Origin of the sequence: Deinococcus peraridilitoris DSM 19664 (assembly GCF_000317835.1) — a bacterium.
In the GTDB taxonomy this organism is placed as follows: Bacteria; Deinococcota; Deinococci; order Deinococcales; family Deinococcaceae; genus Deinococcus_A; species Deinococcus_A peraridilitoris.
The window spans coordinates 2119817-2138119 of record NC_019793.1 but is presented as its reverse complement, the minus strand read 5'-3'; the positions used below and the strand labels follow the sequence as shown (position 1 = coordinate 2138119).

At 63.0% G+C, this 18303-nt stretch carries 18 protein-coding genes; 11 read left to right on the top strand and 7 right to left on the bottom strand.

Going from position 1 to position 18303, the window contains the following annotated elements; genetic code table 11:
• Window positions 1-726: 726 nt before the first annotated feature.
• Window positions 727-927, top strand: coding sequence for a hypothetical protein (locus tag DEIPE_RS10515; RefSeq protein ID WP_015235951.1), 201 nt, complete (start codon window positions 727-729; stop codon window positions 925-927).
• A gap of 193 nt (window positions 928-1120) precedes the next feature.
• On the opposite strand, the gene DEIPE_RS22240 is transcribed toward DEIPE_RS10515, so the two are convergent.
• Window positions 1121-4003, bottom strand: coding sequence for a PAS domain S-box protein (locus DEIPE_RS22240; RefSeq protein ID WP_015235950.1), 2883 nt, complete (start codon window positions 4001-4003; stop codon window positions 1121-1123).
• A 136-nt stretch (window positions 4004-4139) separates the two neighbouring features.
• Between DEIPE_RS22240 and DEIPE_RS23130 the strand changes: the two genes are divergently transcribed.
• The gene (locus tag DEIPE_RS23130) at window positions 4140-4277 is read left to right on the top strand and encodes an ATP-binding protein (protein WP_083865793.1); all 138 of its coding nucleotides are present in this window, start codon (window positions 4140-4142) and stop codon (window positions 4275-4277) included.
• 116 nt (window positions 4278-4393) lie between these two features.
• Here the strand turns inward: DEIPE_RS23130 and DEIPE_RS10505 are convergent, their stop codons facing one another.
• On the bottom strand, window positions 4394-5179 hold the full coding sequence (locus DEIPE_RS10505) for an enoyl-ACP reductase FabI (protein ID WP_217218486.1): 786 nt from the start codon (window positions 5177-5179) through the stop codon (window positions 4394-4396).
• Between the two features lie 135 nt (window positions 5180-5314).
• Here DEIPE_RS10505 and pgeF point away from each other — a divergent pair, with 135 nt between their 5' ends.
• From pgeF to DEIPE_RS10480, 5 genes are all read left to right on the top strand, one after another.
• Window positions 5315-6076: a peptidoglycan editing factor PgeF gene (pgeF, locus tag DEIPE_RS10500; RefSeq protein ID WP_015235948.1), complete on the top strand. Its 762-nt coding sequence runs from the start codon at window positions 5315-5317 to the stop codon at window positions 6074-6076.
• A 55-nt stretch (window positions 6077-6131) separates the two neighbouring features.
• On the top strand, window positions 6132-6638 hold the full coding sequence (locus DEIPE_RS10495) for a YqeG family HAD IIIA-type phosphatase (RefSeq protein WP_015235947.1): 507 nt from the start codon (window positions 6132-6134) through the stop codon (window positions 6636-6638).
• 51 nt (window positions 6639-6689) lie between these two features.
• Window positions 6690-9356, top strand: a complete 2667-nt coding sequence (locus DEIPE_RS10490; protein ID WP_015235946.1) for an ATPase, T2SS/T4P/T4SS family — start codon at window positions 6690-6692, stop codon at window positions 9354-9356.
• Between the two features lie 50 nt (window positions 9357-9406).
• Window positions 9407-10558, top strand: a complete 1152-nt coding sequence (locus DEIPE_RS10485) for a type IV pilus twitching motility protein PilT (RefSeq protein WP_015235945.1) — start codon at window positions 9407-9409, stop codon at window positions 10556-10558.
• Window positions 10559-10650: 92 nt separating this feature from the next.
• Window positions 10651-10866 carry a hypothetical protein gene (locus DEIPE_RS10480; RefSeq protein WP_015235944.1) on the top strand — a complete coding sequence of 72 codons (216 nt, stop codon included), beginning with the start codon at window positions 10651-10653 and terminating at the stop codon, window positions 10864-10866.
• Between the two features lie 289 nt (window positions 10867-11155).
• Here DEIPE_RS10480 and DEIPE_RS10475 read toward each other — a convergent pair whose 3' ends face one another.
• Entirely contained in the window at window positions 11156-11440 is a 285-nt protein-coding gene (locus tag DEIPE_RS10475) for a hypothetical protein (RefSeq protein ID WP_015235943.1), read from the bottom strand.
• A 304-nt stretch (window positions 11441-11744) separates the two neighbouring features.
• Between DEIPE_RS10475 and DEIPE_RS10470 the strand changes: the two genes are divergently transcribed.
• A complete protein-coding gene (locus tag DEIPE_RS10470) occupies window positions 11745-12203 on the top strand; it encodes a MarR family transcriptional regulator (RefSeq protein WP_015235942.1) in 459 nt (152 codons plus the stop codon).
• Between the two features lie 194 nt (window positions 12204-12397).
• Complete coding sequence (locus tag DEIPE_RS10465; protein WP_015235941.1) at window positions 12398-13390, top strand: metallophosphoesterase family protein; 993 nt, start codon at window positions 12398-12400, stop codon at window positions 13388-13390.
• Window positions 13391-13441: 51 nt separating this feature from the next.
• On the opposite strand, the gene DEIPE_RS10460 is transcribed toward DEIPE_RS10465, so the two are convergent.
• The gene (locus DEIPE_RS10460) at window positions 13442-14302 is read right to left on the bottom strand and encodes a sulfurtransferase (RefSeq protein WP_015235940.1); all 861 of its coding nucleotides are present in this window, start codon (window positions 14300-14302) and stop codon (window positions 13442-13444) included.
• Between the two features lie 151 nt (window positions 14303-14453).
• Between DEIPE_RS10460 and DEIPE_RS10455 the strand changes: the two genes are divergently transcribed.
• Together DEIPE_RS10455 and DEIPE_RS10450 are read left to right on the top strand one after the other, a co-directional pair.
• A complete protein-coding gene (locus tag DEIPE_RS10455) occupies window positions 14454-14891 on the top strand; it encodes a SufE family protein (RefSeq protein ID WP_015235939.1) in 438 nt (145 codons plus the stop codon).
• 197 nt (window positions 14892-15088) lie between these two features.
• Window positions 15089-16732: a RecQ family ATP-dependent DNA helicase gene (locus tag DEIPE_RS10450; protein WP_015235938.1), complete on the top strand. Its 1644-nt coding sequence runs from the start codon at window positions 15089-15091 to the stop codon at window positions 16730-16732.
• Window positions 16733-16781: 49 nt separating this feature from the next.
• Here the strand turns inward: DEIPE_RS10450 and DEIPE_RS10445 are convergent, their stop codons facing one another.
• From DEIPE_RS10445 to DEIPE_RS22235, 3 genes are all read right to left on the bottom strand, one after another.
• Complete coding sequence (locus DEIPE_RS10445) at window positions 16782-17165, bottom strand: hypothetical protein (RefSeq protein ID WP_015235937.1); 384 nt, start codon at window positions 17163-17165, stop codon at window positions 16782-16784.
• Window positions 17166-17274: 109 nt separating this feature from the next.
• Window positions 17275-17694 carry a hypothetical protein gene (locus DEIPE_RS10440; RefSeq protein WP_015235936.1) on the bottom strand — a complete coding sequence of 140 codons (420 nt, stop codon included), beginning with the start codon at window positions 17692-17694 and terminating at the stop codon, window positions 17275-17277.
• A gap of 99 nt (window positions 17695-17793) precedes the next feature.
• A complete protein-coding gene (locus DEIPE_RS22235) occupies window positions 17794-18216 on the bottom strand; it encodes a response regulator (RefSeq protein WP_015235935.1) in 423 nt (140 codons plus the stop codon).
• Window positions 18217-18303: the final 87 nt, after the last annotated feature.

Here is an 18303-nt window from a genome sequence, read left to right as displayed (position 1 = left end):
AAGTGCTTGGGGTAGTACTCGTTGGGAGCGGAGTCTTAGAAATTCTTAAATTAATAAAAATTATGAGGCATATTCGTCCACGCAAAGAATTTTAATCTCTATACTGGAGTAGTGAAGCAGAAAAGTCTAAGGATTTCGCCTGCTGTAAGAAGCGTGTGAGCAGGCGCAGGCGCTTGAACGACCGTTCAGCCTCACAAGGCCACGGCTAACCATTACCTATCTCCAAGCAAATCTATTTGCTTGAGGTGCAATATGTTCAAGGGCAGCTGCTCACAACATTTCCACCCGTGCCCACTGGGGTGAGGCGAACGCCGTCGTCGCGTAAGTCGATTCCGTTGCTGGCGTTTCGTTCAATACGAAATTTGTAGTTCCACTGGTAGGTTGAATCTCGGGGGTCGCGGACTTCAATACAAACAGGCGTCCCAAAATAATGTGCTTCCGTTGACAAAAAGAGCTGGCCAGGCGCCACGTGGTAATAAGCGCCGTCGGAGGGATAGATACGTCCTGCCATGAGGTACCTGTAATTGGCTTCAAGTTTGGAAAGTGAATTCGTCAGCCGAAAGCTTTCTACAGGAGTCGGAGCATGGGCGCAACCTACGAGAACGGCTCCCAATATGGTTAGGGTAATCGCGGCTTGGTACATAAGTTACTCTACCTTGAGGGTTTCTGCTTGATAGCAATAAATAGTGTCGGGGACGCGTGCCCGGCGCAAACGCAGGTGGTTAAGTGGTGCTGGTCAGCCGGGGCGTGACCGAAGGGTTGGCCGGATTGAGCGCCGAACTCCAGTCGGCGTCGCTGGTAATCGTTGCGGCGTTGCTGGGTGTGTTCTTCCTGCAGCGCTTTGGTGATTTCGTATTTGCCAGGGTACTCCAGAGCTTCTCGGGCGTGTATCTGGGTCGTCCGAAAGTCATGCCCGTCGTTACGTAGTCACGGCGGCCCTGATTCTGCCTGGTGGTGTACTGGCCACACGCTCACCCCGGACAGCTTGAGCTCGCGGTAACGAATGACTTACCCATGGTGAGGAGGCCGGACGGCGGCGATGCCTTCCTTTCGGAGCCCCGGTGTGGCTGCCGGTCATCGTCGAGCGGCCGTGTGCCCTGCATCGCCGTTTGCGGCCATGTCACGGCTGAGAACACGGCAGGGAAAAGGCGAACAAGGCTCCCTCATCCGGCTTTCCGTGAGCCCAGACACGCCCACCGTGGCGCTGCACGATACGACGCACGTTTGCCAGCCCAACACCAATTCCCTCAAACTCCACAGCTCGGTGCAGGCGCTGAAATACGCCAAAGAGCCGCTGCTGGTACTTGGGGTCGAACCCCGCGCCGTTGTCCTGCACGAACACCTCCCATTCCTGCGGATTCTCCTCTGCCCACACCCGGATGACGGCTTCGTCACGCAGCGTGGTGTACTTCACCGCGTTGGACAGCAGATTCATGATCACCTGCTGCAAGGTCGCGTGGTCCCCGATCACCCGCGGCAGTGGTGCGATCTCCCAGCGCACATGACGACCACCGATGGCACTTTCGAGGTCCTGCTGCGCCCGGTGAACCAGTTCGTTCAAATCCACCGGACCCTGACGCAACGGCTGCATCGACGTCTTCGCGAGCGTCAGCATCGCATTGATCAGTACATCCATCCGTTCCGCGGCACCTTCGGCCACCGAGAGATACCGGTCGACCTTGGGATCGCTGTCAGCACCCAGAGCGCGGCGCGCCAGGCCCAGGTATCCGGTGATATGCCGGACAGGGGCGCGCAGGTCATGCGAGACGCTGTACGCGAACGCTTCGAGTTCCTGGTTGGCATGGATCAGGGCCAATGTCCGCTCCCGAACCTGCTCTTCGAGGGTTTTCTGCCAGGCGAGCAATTCTTCCTGCAAGCGCTGTTGTTCGGTGATGTCCACCAAAACAGCCACGAAGTATTGTGCCTCACCCCGCGCTGAGCGGACGGCAGACATGCTCGAACTCGACCATACCAACGATCCGTCGGGTCGCAGGTAGCGTTTGGTCAACGTGAACGCGTCCATTTCACCGGAGCGCAGACCCTGAAGGGTCAATGTCGTCTCGGCACGGTCTTCCGGATAAGTGACGTCCAAGACGCTCAACTGACGCAACTGGGCAGGCGTGCGACCCAGCATCGTGGCGCAGGCTGGGTTGATCTCCAGGAAGGTTCCATCGGGCGCCACCAGCGCAACACCGACCACGGCGTGCTCCACCAACGCGCGGTAACGCGCTTCGCGTTCACGAAGCGCTGCCTGCGCCTGATGACGCTCTGTGACATCCTGATGGACACCCATCCACTCGCGCGGCACGCCTGTGTTGTCGCGGACCAGTTCGGCTCGTGCGCGCATCACGCGGTACTGACCGTCACGACGTTTCAGTCGGTACTCCAGCTGATACGGCTGCTGGGTCTCCACTGACCGCGTCCAGGCTTCACGGACCATTGACTGGTCCGCCGGATGTACAGCCGCCAGCCAGCCCCATCCCCTGTACTGGGCGTCTGCCTGCCCTGTAAACTCCTCCCACTGTGTTTGGGGCTCGGTGAACACGCCGTCCAGCGAGCACTGCCAGACCATTTGACTGCTGGTTTCCACCAGCGACCGGAAGCGACGCTCGCTCACGCTGGCCTGCTCGTGCAGCAGGGCGTTATCAAGTGCGGCTGCGGCCCGTTTGGCGAGATCAAAAGCGAAATTGACGTCGTCCTGCGTGTATCGACGATCCTTCCGGGTGGATACGAACTCCAGCACGCCCAACACTCGGCCTTGAGCGATGAGGGGGACGTCTATAACCGAACGCATGCAGGAACGTTCAATTTCTTCCAGCACTTCGGCGGGGATGACTCCTCGCAGTGCTTCGTAATCAATCCACTCGATCAGCTCCGGTTGGCCGGTCCGAAAGGCCTTACCGGCTCCAAGATCAGCGTCCACTCGAATCGGCCAGCGGTGCAGGGCACCCTTGAGGGCTTCGATTTTTTCGGGGTGTATGTGGGCGACCACTGCCGGCTCGAGGGCGTCGCCGTTAGGCAGGAAGACCGTACACCAGTCCGCCAGGTGACCAACGGCCAGGTGAGCGAGGTGGTGCAGCACGACTTTCGGTTCCAGGGTCGAGGTCAGCAGGTCGCTGATTTCGACCAGGTATTGCTGCCGGTGAAAACGGGCGCGCTCCAGCGCACTGAGGCGACTGCGTTCCAGTGCTCCCGCGCAGAGATCCGCGAGCGTCTGCAAGAAGCGCTGCTCTTCCGCTGAGAACACCCCTGGTTCCTGAAAGGTCAGGCCAATCACGCCGAACGGTTGCTCTGCTACTTGCAGGGGCAGGGTGACGATCTGGTGTGTAGCCGCCTGCCAGTGTGAGGCCATCGCCGGGTACTGTTCTACGAACATCGTTTCGGTCAGAAAGCGCGGTCGGCCATCGCGCACAGTATCGGTGATCGGTGTACCGACGGTGAGCGGCACCTGCTGCCAGGGTTGTATGAACAGCTCCTCGAATCCGCGTTGTCCGGCGAGGATCAGGTGCTCTCCTTCACCACTGAGACGGTAGACATGCCCGGCGAATGCGCCGAAGGTCGAGAAACCGACGGTCAACGTCGCTTCGAGCACTTCTGCCTCGGTGACCGCGCGCGCCAAGGCACGGCTCAGGTCCGTGAGGGCCTGCTCACGCAACTCTGCAGTCTTGCGTGGCGTGATGTCGCGAAACAGAACCCCGATCCCGTCCGCCAGCGGGAAGGCATCGATATCCTCCCAAAGGTCCAACCCGGGCAGGTACACCTCGAACCGCTGAGGCTGCCGGGTGGACATCACCCGGTAGAAAGGCCCGGACAACGCGTCGTGCTGCGCTTCGGACAGCAGCGCCCATAAACTCTGCCCCAGCAGCGCCTCGCGTGGCACGCCCATCAGACTTACCGCCGCTTGGTTGACGGACGTGTAGCGCCAGGAAGCGTCGACAGTGTAGAAGGGATCTTGAATTCCTTCCAGCAACGCTGCAGGCACGGCAGGGTCAGTTAGGGGCATGGCGTGTTCACTTAACCCTCAGAGTACTCCCCGTGTGAGAAGGCTCATAGTAGGTATTCAGATATAGGCTGCCCGGAGCAGTTTTCCCGGGCTTCTGTGAGTTCTGCATCTTCATGAGCAGTACGATGGAACGGGAATGGGCTTAGCAATTGTGAAGCGGGTGGTGGAGCGGCACGGTGGGCGGTTGTGGGTGACGTCCGTGCCGGGCGTGGGCAGCGAGTTTCACTTCGCCCTGCCGACGAATGTGACGAGCGGGCGATTTGCGGTCGAGTAGGCGAGGATGAGGATGCAGAGCTTCACGTGTTGTGCTGAGTTGGTGTCAAGCAAACGCGTGATGACCCGTGTACAGACGAACCTTGAGGCAAGAAGCGCTCAGGACGCTGGCCATGCCTATTCCAACTGCATGCCCATGGCGTTGTATCCGGCGTCGACGTAGGTGACTTCGCCGGTGATGCCGCTGCCGAGGTCGGACAGGAGAAAGAGTCCGAGCTTCCCGACTTCTTCCTGGGTGGCGTTGCGACCCAGCATGCTCATGGCGGCCGCCTTGTCGTACATGCTGCCGAAGCCCGGGATGCTGCGCGCGGCGACAGTGCGCATGGGTCCGGCGCTGATGGCGTTCACACGGACGTTCTTCTTGCCGAGTTCGTAGGCCAGATAACGGGTGGAGGCTTCCAGCGCGGCCTTGGCAATGCCCATGACGTTGTATTTCGGCACGACCTTCTGGCTGGCGTAGTAGGTCAGGGTCACGATGCTGCCTCCCTCGTTGAGCAGAGGCTCCGCATGACGTGCCACCGATACCAGGCTGTAGGCACTCACGCTGAGGGCGGTGTTCCAGTCCTCCGGCGTGGTGTCGATGAAGCGGCCGTCCATGGCGGCACGCGGGGCGAAGGCGATCGAGTGCACGATGTAATCGAGTCCGCCCATTTCCTCGCGCACCCGCGCGAAGAGACGCTCCAGCTCGGCTTCCACGGTCACGTCACACGCTTCGGTCCACGCGTTCGGGTGCGGCGCGGTGAGCTTGTCCATGTCGCCTTTGAGGCGTTCACCCTGGTAACTGAACGCGCAGGTCGCGCCCGCCTTGAGAAGTTGCTCGCCGATCGCCCATCCCAGGCTGCGGGCGTTGGTGACGCCCATCACGAGGGCTTTTTTACCGGTGAGGTCAATGGGAATCATGATTGGAATGTATCACTGCCGCTGTGCGGGCGTACGGAGCTTGGACCGGGCCCAATCTTCGCCGGGTCAGGCAGGCACCTGGTGCCCAAAGCCGGGCACCACCACAGATTCACTTTCGGCCCTCAGAATCGAGGCAGGATGTCCGTTCAAACCGATCAAGCAATGTGGCTGCATGCGCCCAACCTGCGCGCCTCTCACGGTTTCTCGACCCGGCAGGGAGGCGTGTCCGGGTCACCCTTCGATTCACTCAACCTGGACGACCGGCAGGACGATCCGGCGCGGGTCGCCGAAAACCGTCGGCGTGCGCTGGGCCGCTTGGGCTTTGATCCCGAGCGTTCCGCGCATCTCGATCAGGTGCACGGCACCCGGGTCGTGCACGCCAGAAGCGGAATTCAGACAGGCGACGCGCTGGTGACAAGCGAACTCGATTTGCTCCTCACGATCATGACGGCCGATTGCTACCCGATTCTGCTGGAGGATTCGCACGCCGGGGTGATCGGTGCCGCGCATGCCGGATGGCGGGGTACGCTGGGCCGCATCGCCGCCGCCACCGTACAGGCCATGACCGGGCTTGGTGCTGACCGGAAGCGAATTCAGGTGGCGATTGGGCCGGGCATCTGTGCGCGTCAGTACGCGGTGGGAAGCGACGTGGTGCGGGCGGTCACCGAAGCCGGGCTAGGCGAGGCGCTGCTCGACATCGGCGGAACAACTCACCTCGATCTGCTGTCGGCCAACATCAGCGTCTTGTGCGACGCTGGAATTGAGCGGCCACACATCTGGGCAGCCGGGCGCTGTTCGACTGAAGCCGCTTTTTTCTCGTTTCGGCGTGACGCAGGACGCACCGGGCGCATGTGGGCCGTGATCGGCAGACACAAAAACCTCATGCGCACCAGCTCCTGAGCTTTACAATGGATTAAGTTTTGATGATGGTTTTCTTGATGTTCCGGAGGACGACATGAGCATGCTGCGACCCAAATTGGTGCTGGACCACGTGAGCGAGATCACCCCCTCGCTGCTGGCCGAGCATGGTTTGGGGGGCCTGCTGCTGGATCTCGATAACACATTGATCGAGTACGGCTCGTATCAGGAAGCGCGCGAGGTACAGGCCTGGGCTGCCGAGCTGATGCTGGGCGGCGTGAAACTGTACCTGCTCTCGAACGCCTTGCCCGAGCGGGTGCGTTTCTGGACTGCCCGACTGGGATTCTCAGGTGTCGGTCTGGCCAGCAAACCTGCACCGCGCGCTTTTCGCGTGGCCGCCCGACAGATGGGACTCGCCCCCGCACAGGTGGCGATGGTCGGTGATCAGCTCTTTACCGACGTGCTGGGCGGGAATCTGGCCGGCATGTACACCATCATGGTCCGCCCGCTGGCGGACAACGCCCTGCCGCACACCCGACTCGCCCGGCGCGTCGAGCGGCTGGTCCTTAAACGATACGGCCTGCAGCCCTGGAGCAAGACGTGAACATCGACAGCCCAAAGCACCGCGTAGGGAAAGGATTTCGGAGGAGAAACTGTGGCACTTTCCATTGGTGACCGGCGTCTTGGCGCGATTCTGCTCGAGCAGGGCTACGTCAACGACAACGACCTGCAACGCGCACTCGACCGCCACGGCGAAGTCGGTGGCCGACTCAGCGACATCCTGATCGACACCGGTCTGGTGGGCGCCAAGCGCATCGCACGGGCCGTGGAAGAAGCCCTGGGCATCCCCCTGGTCAACCTGGTGGTGGTGCAGCCCACTCCCGAAGCGTTGGCCGTACTGCCCGCCAAAGTGGCGCAGACGTTGCTGGCCGTGCCGTTTGCAGTGGTGGGTGGAAACCTGCGGGTGGCCTTTGTCGATCCGCTCAATTCACTGACCATCGAGACCGTCGAGGACGAGTGCGGCATGACCGTCGAGCCGTACCAGGCGTTGCGTGAGCAGGTGCAGTGGGCCATCGCTCACCACTATCCGGAGCTGGGCCTTGACGTTCCCCAACCGACGGACGGCAGCGAGGGCCAGGGCGAGCAGCTCGGCGCACGGCTGGTGCGGCGCGGCTACGTCTCGCAAGAAGACCTCGATGCGGCACTTGTCAAGCAAAAAGAGCTTGAGGAGCCGCTGGGCACCGTGCTGGTGCATTTGGGCGCCCTGACCGAGGAACAGCTTTACATGGTGCTGGCCGAGCAGGCCAACGTGATCTTCATTCGCAATCCGCGCGATTACGAACCCGACGAGGCGACGCTCGGCCTGCTGCTGCGCGCGGAAGCGCTGCGCCTGAGCGCCGTGCCGCTGGAGGAAAAAGATGGCGTCGTGACGGTCGTGACCAGCGATCCACGGCGGCGTGAGGAGATCGAAAGGGTGATCGGCAGGCCATTGCAGCTGGCGCTGTCCCGCCCTAACGATGTCGAGAACCTGATCGAGCGGCTGTATCCCCAAAAAGGACGCCTCGGTGAGGCCATGGTGCAGCAGGGCACGCTGTCGCGCTCGCAGCTGCGCGAAGCCCTGCAGGTCCAGTCGCGCGAAGGCCGGGTCAAACCCCTGGGCGAGGTGATCGTCGAACTGGGTTACGCGGGCAGCGGCGAGATCGAGGAAGCGCTCGAGAAGCAGCACAGCGGCGGCGGCCGACTTGAGGATACGCTGGTGCAGTCGGGCAAGATCAGCCCCGAAATGCTGGCGCGCAGCCTCGCGGTGCAGTTGGGCTACGAATTCCTCGACGGCGGCAAGACCACTCCTGACGCGGGCGTGGCCACCCTGGTTCCCGAAGCGACCGCCCGGCGCTACAGCGTGATGCCCATCCGTATGCAAGGGGGCTCCCTGGTTGTCGCCATGAAAGACCCGCGCAACGTCTTCGCGCTTGACGACCTGCGCATCGTGGTAGGGCGCGACATCGTTCCGGCGGTGATGGCGGAAAAGGACATCACCCGCCTGATCGAACGCACCTTTGGCGGCAGCGACATGGCGGCCCTCAACAAGGAGCTGGCCGCGAGCGCCAAGGCCAAGGAAAGCGCGCGTGACGAGGCCGACCTCAACGCGGCCCTGGACGACAACGCCGTGGTGCGGGTGGTGGACAACATCATCCGTGAAGCGGCGCTGCAGGAAGCCAGCGACATTCACATCGAGCCCGGCGAGTCGAGCATCAAGGTGCGCCTGCGCATCGACGGCGCGCTGCGCGAGTACCAGGAACTGCCCAAGGCCTCGGGTGCCAGCATCGTGGCACGCATCAAGATCATCGGGCAGCTCGACATCGCCGAAAAGCGCGTGCCCCAGGACGGCCGGGTGCGCTTCAAGCGCGGTTCCATCGACCTCGATCTGCGTCTCTCGACGCTGCCCACGGTGTACGGCGAGAAAATCGTGATGCGCCTGCTCCAGAAGGCCAGCAACATTCCCGAAGTCGAGCAGCTGGGTTTCAGCGAGCACAATTACCAGCGCTTCATCGACACCATCGAAAAACCGTACGGCATCTTCCTGATCACCGGACCGACCGGCTCGGGCAAGTCCTTTTCGACCTTCTCGATTCTCAAGCGCATCTCGACGCCCGACAGCAACACCACCACCATCGAGGACCCGGTCGAGTACGAGATTCCCGGCATCAACCAGACCCAGGTCAACAACGCCGCTGGCCTGACCTTTGCGCGCGCGCTGCGCAGCTTTCTGCGACAGGACCCCGACATCATCATGGTCGGCGAAATCCGTGACACCGAAACCGCGCAGATCGCCACCGAGGCGGCCCTCACCGGACACCTGGTGATCGCCACCCTGCACACCAACGACGCGCCGGGCGCCATCACCCGCCTCGAGGAGATGGGCGTGGAGTCCTTCAACATCGGCGCGGCGCTGATCGGCGTACTGGGACAGCGCCTGGTGCGCAAGATCTGCCAGGAGTGCAAGATCGAGACCACCCCCGACCCCGAGGTGCTGCGCAAGCTGGGCATCCCAGAAGAGCAGCTTGACGGCGCCAAGCTGTACCGGGGCGCGGGCTGCACGCGCTGCAACGGTACCGGCTACAGGGGCCGCATGGCCATTCACGAGCTGATGGTGGTGGACGACAGTGTCCGGCGCGCGGTCAGCCAGAAACTCGACGCCACCGGCATCCGTGAAGTCGCGCGCCGGGAGTCGCACATGCGCACGCTGCGTGAGGACGGCCTGGAAAAAGCCATGGCCGGTCTGACCACGCTCGAAGAAATTCTCGGCAACACCAACGCCTGAACCCGCACCTCCCTCCTCTTCTGACTTTTTCTGCCTTGTAAGGAGCGTTTATGCCCACGTCCACCGACATCACCGACATCCTGCGCCTGGCCGCCGAACGGGGCGCCTCGGACGTCATCGTGACGGCCGGCCTGCCGCCCCAGTTCAAGGTGCACGGCGACTACACCGGCTTTGATTTCGAGCCGCTGGAAGCCACCGACACCCGCAAGCTGATGTACAGCATGATGAACGAAAAGCAGCAGCGCACCTTCGAGGAAAAGCGCGAGCTCGACTTCTCGTTCTCGCTGGGAGACCGCGCGCGCTTTCGCGTGAATGCCTTTCAGCAGCGTGGCGCGGTGGGCGGGGTGCTGCGTCTGATTCCCACCAAGATCAAGAGCGTGCAGGAACTGGGCCTGCCCGCCACCTGCGTCGAGATCGCCAACGCCCCGCGCGGCCTGGTGCTGGTCACCGGCCCCACCGGCTCAGGCAAGTCGACCACGCTGGCGGCCATGATCGACCACATCAACGTCACCAAGCGCATGCACATCATGACCATCGAGGACCCCATCGAGTTTCTGCATCCCCACAAGAACTCGATCATCAACCAGCGCGAGATCGGCAGCGATTCCTGGGGCTTTGACAACGCCCTGCGCGCGGTGCTGCGTCAGGCTCCCGACGTGATATTGGTCGGCGAAATGCGTGACTACGAAACCATCAAGGCCGCCGTGACCGCCGCCGAAACCGGGCACCTGGTGATGGGCACCCTGCACACCAACAGCGCACCCGAGTCGATTGACCGCATCGTGGACGTCTTCCCGGAAGAGCAGCAGGCCCAGATCCGCGTGCAGCTCGCCAACAACCTGGTGGCGGTCATGACACAGCAACTCCTGCCCCGGTCCGACCGCGAAGGGCGCATCATGGCTTACGAGATCCTGGTGGCCACCCCGGCCGTGCGCGCCCTGATCCGCGAAGGCAAGACTTACCAGATCACCAGCGTCATGCAGACCGGCGCGCAGCTGGGCATGCAGACCATGGATTCGTACCTGGCAGGCCTCTACCGCCGCCGGGTGATCAGCTACGACGTGGGCCTCGAGCGCGCCGTCGATCCCAAGGAGTTCGCGCGCCTCGCGACCGACGCTGCGGGCAGCGGCGCGCCGGGCAAGCCCGCTCCGGCGCCCGCGCCGCAGCCCGCGTCGGGCAGCACCCAGTTCGGGCGCCGCTGAAGTCAGGCGAGCAGGACCCTGAAGAAAACTTCAGGGTCCTCTTCCTTTCCGAAGAACCGCGCGCGGAATACTCGGCGCAAAAGGAGGGTGCGATGACGCAGCCTGGAGACCTTCCCCCGATGCCCGCGGGCGAGCCCCCATACACGCCGCCCCAGATGCCCGAGCAGCTTCCACCCGGCGAGGCGCCCATTCCCATTCAGGACCCACCGACCAACCCGGACGTGCCCGGCCTGCCGAGTGACCCGCCGGTCATGCCGCCGGACACGCCGCAGCTGCCCGACCCCGCCCCATTTCCTTCTCCGGTCTGAATTCGTCTGGCCTGAATTCAGTGGCGCCGGTTCTGGGCCGTGGGGGCTTGCCGGAACACGGCACCGCGGCGCGGCGCTGGTGCTGAGCTGCCCGGTGAAGGTCTTCACCCAGGTCCAGGGCAGGGAGATATCCCCGGATCACCCAGCCGACACCCTACGAATTTTTGAAGATGAAAGAGGCGTAAGTGTCAGCGATCAGCACGCCGGGCAGCTGCCTGCCGGGCAAGATTCTGGCTGGGAACAAAGCCCGTGAAGGTCATTGCGTGTCATGACCTTCACCAAAGCGCGCTCAAGACTCGGTGTGGTCCACCCGGCCCTCAGCCCGCTCCAGCGCACGCTCCGCTTCCTGCTGGGCGGGATCGGCCGTCTGCTGCAGCTGCGCGACTTCCTGAGCCGAGAGGGCCTGACCGCTGGGGCGCACGGATGGCCTCTCACCTTGATCTTCCAGGGCGTGTTCGGGCACCTGTTGTCCGGCCGGTGCGGGCGGAGGGGCGTCACTGGTCGGGGTCATCGGGGGCAGCAAGGGGTCCATGCGGATACCGCGCCCCAGCAGATCGTCCTGGTCGTGGCTCATGGTCTCAGCCTGACCTGACTGGGGGTCCGTTGGGCGCAGGCTGTCTCAAGCTTCCTTCACATGCAGCGCACGCAAAGCTGAGAGAACACGGGCACGCTGCCCGAACGCCGATGCAGAGGCTTCACGAAGGGTGAAGACCGGGCGCTGCGGCGGGCTGCTAGGGTGAAGTGTTCAGGCGCCGCGCTCTCCACTTTGCGTCCACAGCGAAATCCTTTCCGGACGCTGTTTGCCCGGCCGCTTCACCGGCCCGCTCTCCGAGCACTACGCACCTTGACGTCCTGATAGGACGCGCGAAAGGGGCCACATGACCGAAATGCCGATGTTTTCCGCCAGCGAGGCCAGCCGAGGGTTTCCCACTGCACGCCGACAACTGATCGGCCTGCTGCACTCCCGCGAGGAATGGACCGAGGTGGGCCTGCGCAGCGAGATGAACATCAGCGTCTCGGTCCTGCGCTCCCTCATGCGCCAGCTGGTCGAGGACGGCGAAGCGTGGATCGTGCAGAGTGCACGCGCGCACTACCGCACCTACAGCGTGCCCCCGCGCGCGGTGGTGCCTGATGTCGTGCCGACCGAGCCGCTCACGGGCGCCGCTCACGCCGTGCTGGCCCGTCTGCTGCTGAGACCGGATACCATCCGTCATCTGTGTGATCACCTGAATCTGGGGCGTACCCAGGTGAACAGCGCGCTCGACGAGCTGGAAGCGCGCCGTCTGGTCGAGCGGCGCTACGTGGGCATGCTGGCCATCTACCGCCTGAAGGCCTGACGGCACCGACCGCAACAGGAGTCAGGGCCGCGTGCAATCCGGGCCCAAGCCGACGCGAGATCGCCTGCCCTACAGGTCCTCGGTCTTCCTGCTGCGGGCGTACCCTGAGGTGATTGAGGGGTTGGGGCTGGCCCTGCACTTCCGAAAGTCAGCTCCTCACCCGGAAGGCGAAGCGCCCTGCTACAACGGGCGGCATGAAGCAGGCGCCTGTCCTCTGGCTGCTCGGTGTGTTGCTGTTGACCAGCGCGCTGGCCGCCGCGCCCTCCACGCCCGCGCAGACTGGCCGTTTTCGTGCGGTGATCCTCAGCGATTTCAACGGCCCTTACGGCTCGACTTCCTACCCGGCCCCGCTGGCGCGCGTCATGACGCGCACGCTGAACGAATGGCAGCCCGATCTGTTCCTTTCCGCCGGCGATGTCATCGCTGCCCAGAAGCGCAGCCTCACGGACATGAACGTGCGGGCGATGTGGCGGGCCTTCGATCAGCAGGTTGCCGGGCCGCTGCGCCGCGCGGACATTCCCTTCGCCTTCGCCGTGGGAAACCACGACGGTTCATCAGCGCGGGCGGGCGGGCAGTTTTCCTTTGCGCGCGACCGTCAGCTGCTCGCTCGGTACTGGAACACGCCGGGCAAGGCGCCGCCGCTTGACTTCGTCGACCGCTCGCGTTTTCCGTTCGCCTTCACCTTCACCTTCGGTGGGATGTTCTTCGCGGTGGTGGACGCCAGCAGTCACGACCTGCAGGACCGCACGTGGCTGGAGATGCAGCTGGCGTCTTCAGCGGCTCAGGCGGCGCCGATGCGGATGGTGATCGGCCACCTGCCACTGTACGCGGTGGGCATGGGCCGAGCTGGTTCTGGTAATGTCCTGGCGGGTGCCGAGTCCCTGCGGGCCATGCTGGAGCGCTACCGGGTGCACACCTACGTCAGCGGGCATCACGCGGCGTACTATCCTGCCCGGCGCGGAGGGCTGAATTTGCTCGCCACTGGCGGCATCGGTGCGCGTGACCTGCTCGGCTTTCCCGGTACGGCGCGCTCCACGGTCACCGTTGCCGACTTTGATGTGCGGGCGGGCATCATTCGACTCTCCACCTTCGACGTGGAGACGGGCAGGCGCATTGACGAAGACACCCTGCCTGCGCGGCTGGGCAGCGGAAGTACGGAAATAGAGCGGGTGCGGAAGCTGCGCTGAGATCGCCAAAGAAAAAGGGACGCATAGCGCGTCCCTTTTTCTTTGGCACCTTTATTCGGCGACGTAGGTTTTTTCGATGGGCAGGCCGACGCCGTTGCCCCATTCGGTCCACGAACCGTCGTAATTGGTGACCTTGGGGTAACCGAGCAGCTTGGTCAGCACGAACCACGAGTGGCTGCTGCGCTCGGCGATGCGGCAGTAAGCGATGATTTCCTTGTCAGGGGTGACGCCTTCGGCTTCGTACATGGCTTTCAGCTCGTCAGCGCTCTTGAAGGTCCCGTCCTCGTTGACGGTGCGCGCCCAGGGGATATTGCTGGCGCCTGGAATGTGGCCGCCACGCAGCACGCCTTCCTGAGGGTAGTTGGCCATGTGGGTGACCTTGCCGCTGAACTCGTCGGGGCTGCGCACGTCCACCATAGCGCCCTGACCGGCGCGCACCTTTTCGATGTGCGCCCTGACCTCGTCGCGGTAGGCGCGGATGCTCTCGTCGCGCACGCCGACGGGGTACTGGGTCGGGGTAACCTGCGGCACGTCAGTGGTCAGTTCACGGCCTTCGGCGACCAGTTTCTGACGGCCTCCGTTGATGATCTTGGCGTTGGTGTGGCCGTTGTACTGAAAGAACCAGTAGGCGTAGGCGGCCCACCAGTTGCTCTTGTCGCCGTACAGGATCACCGTGGTGTCGGGAGTGACGCCCAGACGGCCCATCAGGGCGGCGAACTCTTCGGGACCGATGAATTCACGCATGACCGGGTCCCAGAAATCCTGCTGCCAGTCCACCTTGACAGCACCGGGCAGGTGGCCGGTTTCGTAGAGCAGGATGTCCTCGTCGACCTCGATGAAGCGCAGCCCCTCGTCGTTCAGGTGCTCGTAAGCCCAGTCGGTGCTGACCAGTACGTCGTTGGCGTAGTCCATGTGCATTCCTCCTCAGGGTGATTTTCTTTGAAGCTCGTCCTCGGATGCCCTTACCGTGCAATCTTACCTGCATATTCGTCTTGTTGACAAAACCAGTCAACTGAAAGCGACTTCCCATATCTAGCCCGCGCCCTGCGCTAGCGTAAAGAACATGACGCAAAGTGCCCTGCCCGACAAGCTCCAGAACATCGTCAAGATGTTTCGCAGCGCGCCCAAGCCGCTGCGACTGCAGGTGCTGCTGGAGTACAGCAAGAAACTCCCCGGCCTGCCCGAACGCTACCAGAATCACCCGGAGTTGCTTGAGAGCGTTCCCGAATGCACTTCCCCGTTTTTTCTGGTCACCGAGGTCGAGGGCGGTCAGGTGGACCTCTTTTTCGACGTGCCACCCGAAGCGCCCACCGTGCGCGGCTACGCGGGCATCCTGACCGAGGGCCTTGCGGGCGCCTCTCCCGAGGATGTGTTGAGCATCCCCGATGATTTTTACAACGAGATGGGTCTGAACGAACTGATCACCCCCATGCGTCTGCGCGGCATGGGCGCCATCCTGCACCGACTCAAGAACCAGGTTCGCGAAAAAGCGCAGGCCTGAACGCATCGCGAATCACCAGCAGTCCGGCTGGCCATTCGGCCCGCCGGACTGCTGTCGGCAGGTCATTACAGGCAGGGCTGCAGACAATGTGAACACGCATTCAGGCCGCCTCTCACCGCGCCAGCATCACCGGGAGCACAGTAGAGAAGCCCGGGCGGCGTCTGTGCCTTGGCTGTTTCACCGCTCTCCCCTTCGATATGACCACATCCAACTCCGCGAACACCGCGGGGCGGCAAGCCCGTCGTCTCGCCCGAAAAGTCTTCGGCTTCAAGCAACTTCGTGCCGGTCAGGAAGAAGCCATCAAGGCCGTCCTGGAAGGTCACGACACCCTGGCCGTCATGCCCACCGGCTCCGGCAAGTCGGCCATTTACCAGATCGCCGCCCTCTCACTCGACGGTCCCACCGTGATCGTCTCACCCCTGATCGCCCTGCAGCGCGACCAGGTTGACGCCCTTGAGCAAATCGAAAGTGGTCAGGCGGCGCTGCTCAACTCCACCCTCAAAGAAAGTCAGCGCGAGGAAGTGCTGCGCGCTTTCGAAGCGGGCGAACTGGAGTTTCTGTTCCTGGCCCCCGAGCAGTTCGTGAGTGAAGACACCCTGGCGTGCCTGCGCCGCGCCCGACCGTCACTTTTCGTGGTGGACGAAGCGCACTGCATCAGCGAGTGGGGTTTCGACTTTCGTCCGGAGTATCTCCGCCTGGAGCGCGCCATCGACGCACTGGGCCGACCCACCATCCTGGCCCTGACGGCCACGGCCGCGCCACCTGTGCGGGCCGAGATCGTGGAGCGGCTCGGCATGCGCGGGGCCCAGGTGATCGTCAGCGGCTTTGACCGCCCCAATCTGGATTTGCAGGCCGAACAATTCGAGGAGGACGGACCAAGGCGCGCCGCCCTGATCGAGTACGTCGTGAAGGCCGCCAAACCCGGGCTGGTCTACGCTGCGACACGCAAAAAGGCTGAGGAAATCGCCCAATCCCTCTGCGAACGTGGCGTGCGTGCCGCCGCCTACCACGCCGGGCTGAACAGCGAAATCCGGGAGACGGTACAGGCCGCCTTCATGGGAGACGAGTGGGATGTGGTGGTCGCCACCACTGCCTTCGGAATGGGTATCGACAAACCCAACGTGCGCTTTGTGGCCCACGCGGACCTGCCCGGCTCGCTTGACGCCTATTACCAGGAGATCGGCCGCGCCGGGCGCGACGGGCAGGACGCTGAGGCGCGACTCTTTTTCGCCGAAACCGATTTGCGTCTGCGCAAGTTTTTTGCGCAAAGCGCGCCCATCGAGGAAGACGATCTCGAACGCCTCGTGCGGTTGCTGGAAGCGGCGGACCGGCCCGTCACCACCGCGCAGCTGGCCGAGGTGAACGGCATGCCACAAACCAAGTTTCTGGCCGCCCTGTCGCGCCTGGAGGAAGTGGGTGCCATTCGAACGCTCAAAAACGGCAAGGTGAAGCTGACAGGCGAGCTTGACGCGCACGACGCCGCTGCCGAGGCGGCCACCGCACAGCAGCATCGCCGCGAGTACGACCGCAGCCGTCTGGAGATGATGCGTGGGTACGCGGGCACTTCCGGCTGTCGGCGGGAATACCTGCTGGGATATTTCGGACAGGCGTTTACGCCGCCTTGTGAACGGTGCGACAACTGCCGCGCGGGACGGGTACACGCGCCCAGCGCCGAGGGACCCTTCGCAGTGGGCGCGCGTGTCCGGCACACGTCCTTTGGCGAAGGGCAGGTCATGCACGTCGAGGAAGACAAGCTGACAGTGCTGTTCGATGAGCGAGGCTACCAGACGCTGGCACTCGGCGTGGTACTCGAAAACCGGCTGCTGGAAACCGTGGACTGAACGGTGCCTGCAGCAACCGGTGGAACCGGTTGCTGCAGGCAGGTGGCGATTATTCGGCCTTGTGCTGGTGGTATTCGCTGATGTGCGTGTAGACCCGCTCGGGAAAGTTGAGGTCGCGGTAGACATTGCCGGCGTCCGGGTCCTGGGCATTGGGCAGAATTGGGAAATCTTGCTTTTCCATGTACTCCAGGATCTTTTCGCGGCGCGGCGGATTGTAGTCACGTTCCTGCACTTGCTGCACCAGGCCGCGCGCTTCCTCCTCGCTGAAATCGTGGTCCTTGGAGAGCAGCTTCACCAGCTCGTCTTCGTTTACGAAGTGGCGCGCGACAATGGCAAACACCAGCCGTCCGTAGTGGCCGATGTCCTGCTTCTTGTTCAGGGCGTCCAGCAGATGGGCCATCATTTTATTACCACGCAGATCATCTAATGCCATAATCACCTCTTGATGTTCAGTCTTAAGCGTAATCATGGCCCAGCTGTGACGAATGCCTGAGGAAGGCTTTACCAAGCCCGTTCAGGGTTCAGAAATTCAAAAGGCGCGTTCAGCTGGGATTCGGCACGCCCGCCTTGTCCTCGGGCACGGCTTCGTGACCACGTCCGGTTTCGAACCGCGGAATGTGCGCTGCAACTTCAGGTGGAAACACCAGACCGGCGTATACGTCGTCCTGACCGGGGTCGTGCAGATCCGGCAGAATCGGAAAGGCCTGACGTTTCATGTATTCCACGATCTTGCCTCGACGCGGCGGGTACTCCCGGCGCTCGACGACTTCATGCAGCAGATTCCGTGCCTCACCTTCACCCACGTTGCGTGACAGCAGGCCCAGAAGTTCGTCCTCACTCAGAAAGTGCCGCCCGACGCTCGTCACGATACGCCGACCGTACTCACCGATGTCCTGCCCGCCATCCAGCGCCCGAAGCAGGTGCGCCATCATGGGGTTCGCCTCCAGAGCTGCTCTCGCCATGTTTCCTCCTGATCTTCAGGGTAGAAGGTCCGGGCGTGAGTCAGCCTGCACGGGCATCAATCCGGCCTTAAGGCAAACAGCTCAGGCAGACTGCAGGCGTCAGCCCGTCGGAGCCCGGTACAAGGGCAGCAGGACATGCGTAAACCAGAAGGCATGAATGGCCGACAGCATGGTCCGCAGCTCCTCCTCGTCGGGCTTCACCACAAAGGCATTCGCCAGTTCGTGGTACGCCTCCCAGGCGTTGTGGTCGTGACTGTACGCGGTCAACACGACCACGGGAATACGGGTCAGCTCGTCGCTGCTTTTGAGAAGTCGCAGCAGCTCGAGCCCGGTCATATCGGGCATGACCAGATCCAGCAGCACCAGGTCGGGCTGCAGGTTGGCGATCTGGTCCAGCGCCATGTGACCGTCCTTGGCGACACGCAGCGTCACGTCCGGGGCGACCTGACTCCACAGCCGCCCGATCAGGTACGCGTAACTCTGGTCGTTCTCGACAAGCAGCAGCGAGCGGGAAGAAGGCATGATTATTTGCATTATGGAGCGTGAGCGGTGGTGCCGTCTCAATACGCCAGGCTCATGAACTGGCCTGGGCTCTGATCCGAAGTTTGA

Bases quoted from the DNA above. Each gene is read 5' to 3' on its own strand.
- DEIPE_RS10440 (WP_015235936.1), bottom strand. From the start codon at position 17,694: ATGGCGAGAGCAGCTCTGGAGGCGAACCCCATGATGGCGCACCTGCTT.
- DEIPE_RS10485 (WP_015235945.1), top strand. From the start codon at position 9,407: ATGCCCACGTCCACCGACATCACCGACATCCTGCGCCTGGCCGCCGAA.
- DEIPE_RS10480 (WP_015235944.1), top strand. From the start codon at position 10,651: ATGACGCAGCCTGGAGACCTTCCCCCGATGCCCGCGGGCGAGCCCCCA.
- pgeF (WP_015235948.1), top strand. From the start codon at position 5,315: ATGTCCGTTCAAACCGATCAAGCAATGTGGCTGCATGCGCCCAACCTG.
- DEIPE_RS10460 (WP_015235940.1), bottom strand. From the start codon at position 14,302: ATGGACTACGCCAACGACGTACTGGTCAGCACCGACTGGGCTTACGAG.
- DEIPE_RS10450 (WP_015235938.1), top strand. From the start codon at position 15,089: ATGACCACATCCAACTCCGCGAACACCGCGGGGCGGCAAGCCCGTCGT.
- DEIPE_RS10495 (WP_015235947.1), top strand. From the start codon at position 6,132: ATGAGCATGCTGCGACCCAAATTGGTGCTGGACCACGTGAGCGAGATC.
- DEIPE_RS22240 (WP_015235950.1), bottom strand. From the start codon at position 4,003: ATGCCCCTAACTGACCCTGCCGTGCCTGCAGCGTTGCTGGAAGGAATT.
- DEIPE_RS10470 (WP_015235942.1), top strand. From the start codon at position 11,745: ATGACCGAAATGCCGATGTTTTCCGCCAGCGAGGCCAGCCGAGGGTTT.
- DEIPE_RS22235 (WP_015235935.1), bottom strand. From the start codon at position 18,216: ATGCCTTCTTCCCGCTCGCTGCTGCTTGTCGAGAACGACCAGAGTTAC.
- DEIPE_RS10475 (WP_015235943.1), bottom strand. From the start codon at position 11,440: ATGAGCCACGACCAGGACGATCTGCTGGGGCGCGGTATCCGCATGGAC.
- DEIPE_RS10465 (WP_015235941.1), top strand. From the start codon at position 12,398: ATGAAGCAGGCGCCTGTCCTCTGGCTGCTCGGTGTGTTGCTGTTGACC.
- DEIPE_RS10445 (WP_015235937.1), bottom strand. From the start codon at position 17,165: ATGGCATTAGATGATCTGCGTGGTAATAAAATGATGGCCCATCTGCTG.
- DEIPE_RS10455 (WP_015235939.1), top strand. From the start codon at position 14,454: ATGACGCAAAGTGCCCTGCCCGACAAGCTCCAGAACATCGTCAAGATG.
- DEIPE_RS23130 (WP_083865793.1), top strand. From the start codon at position 4,140: ATGGGCTTAGCAATTGTGAAGCGGGTGGTGGAGCGGCACGGTGGGCGG.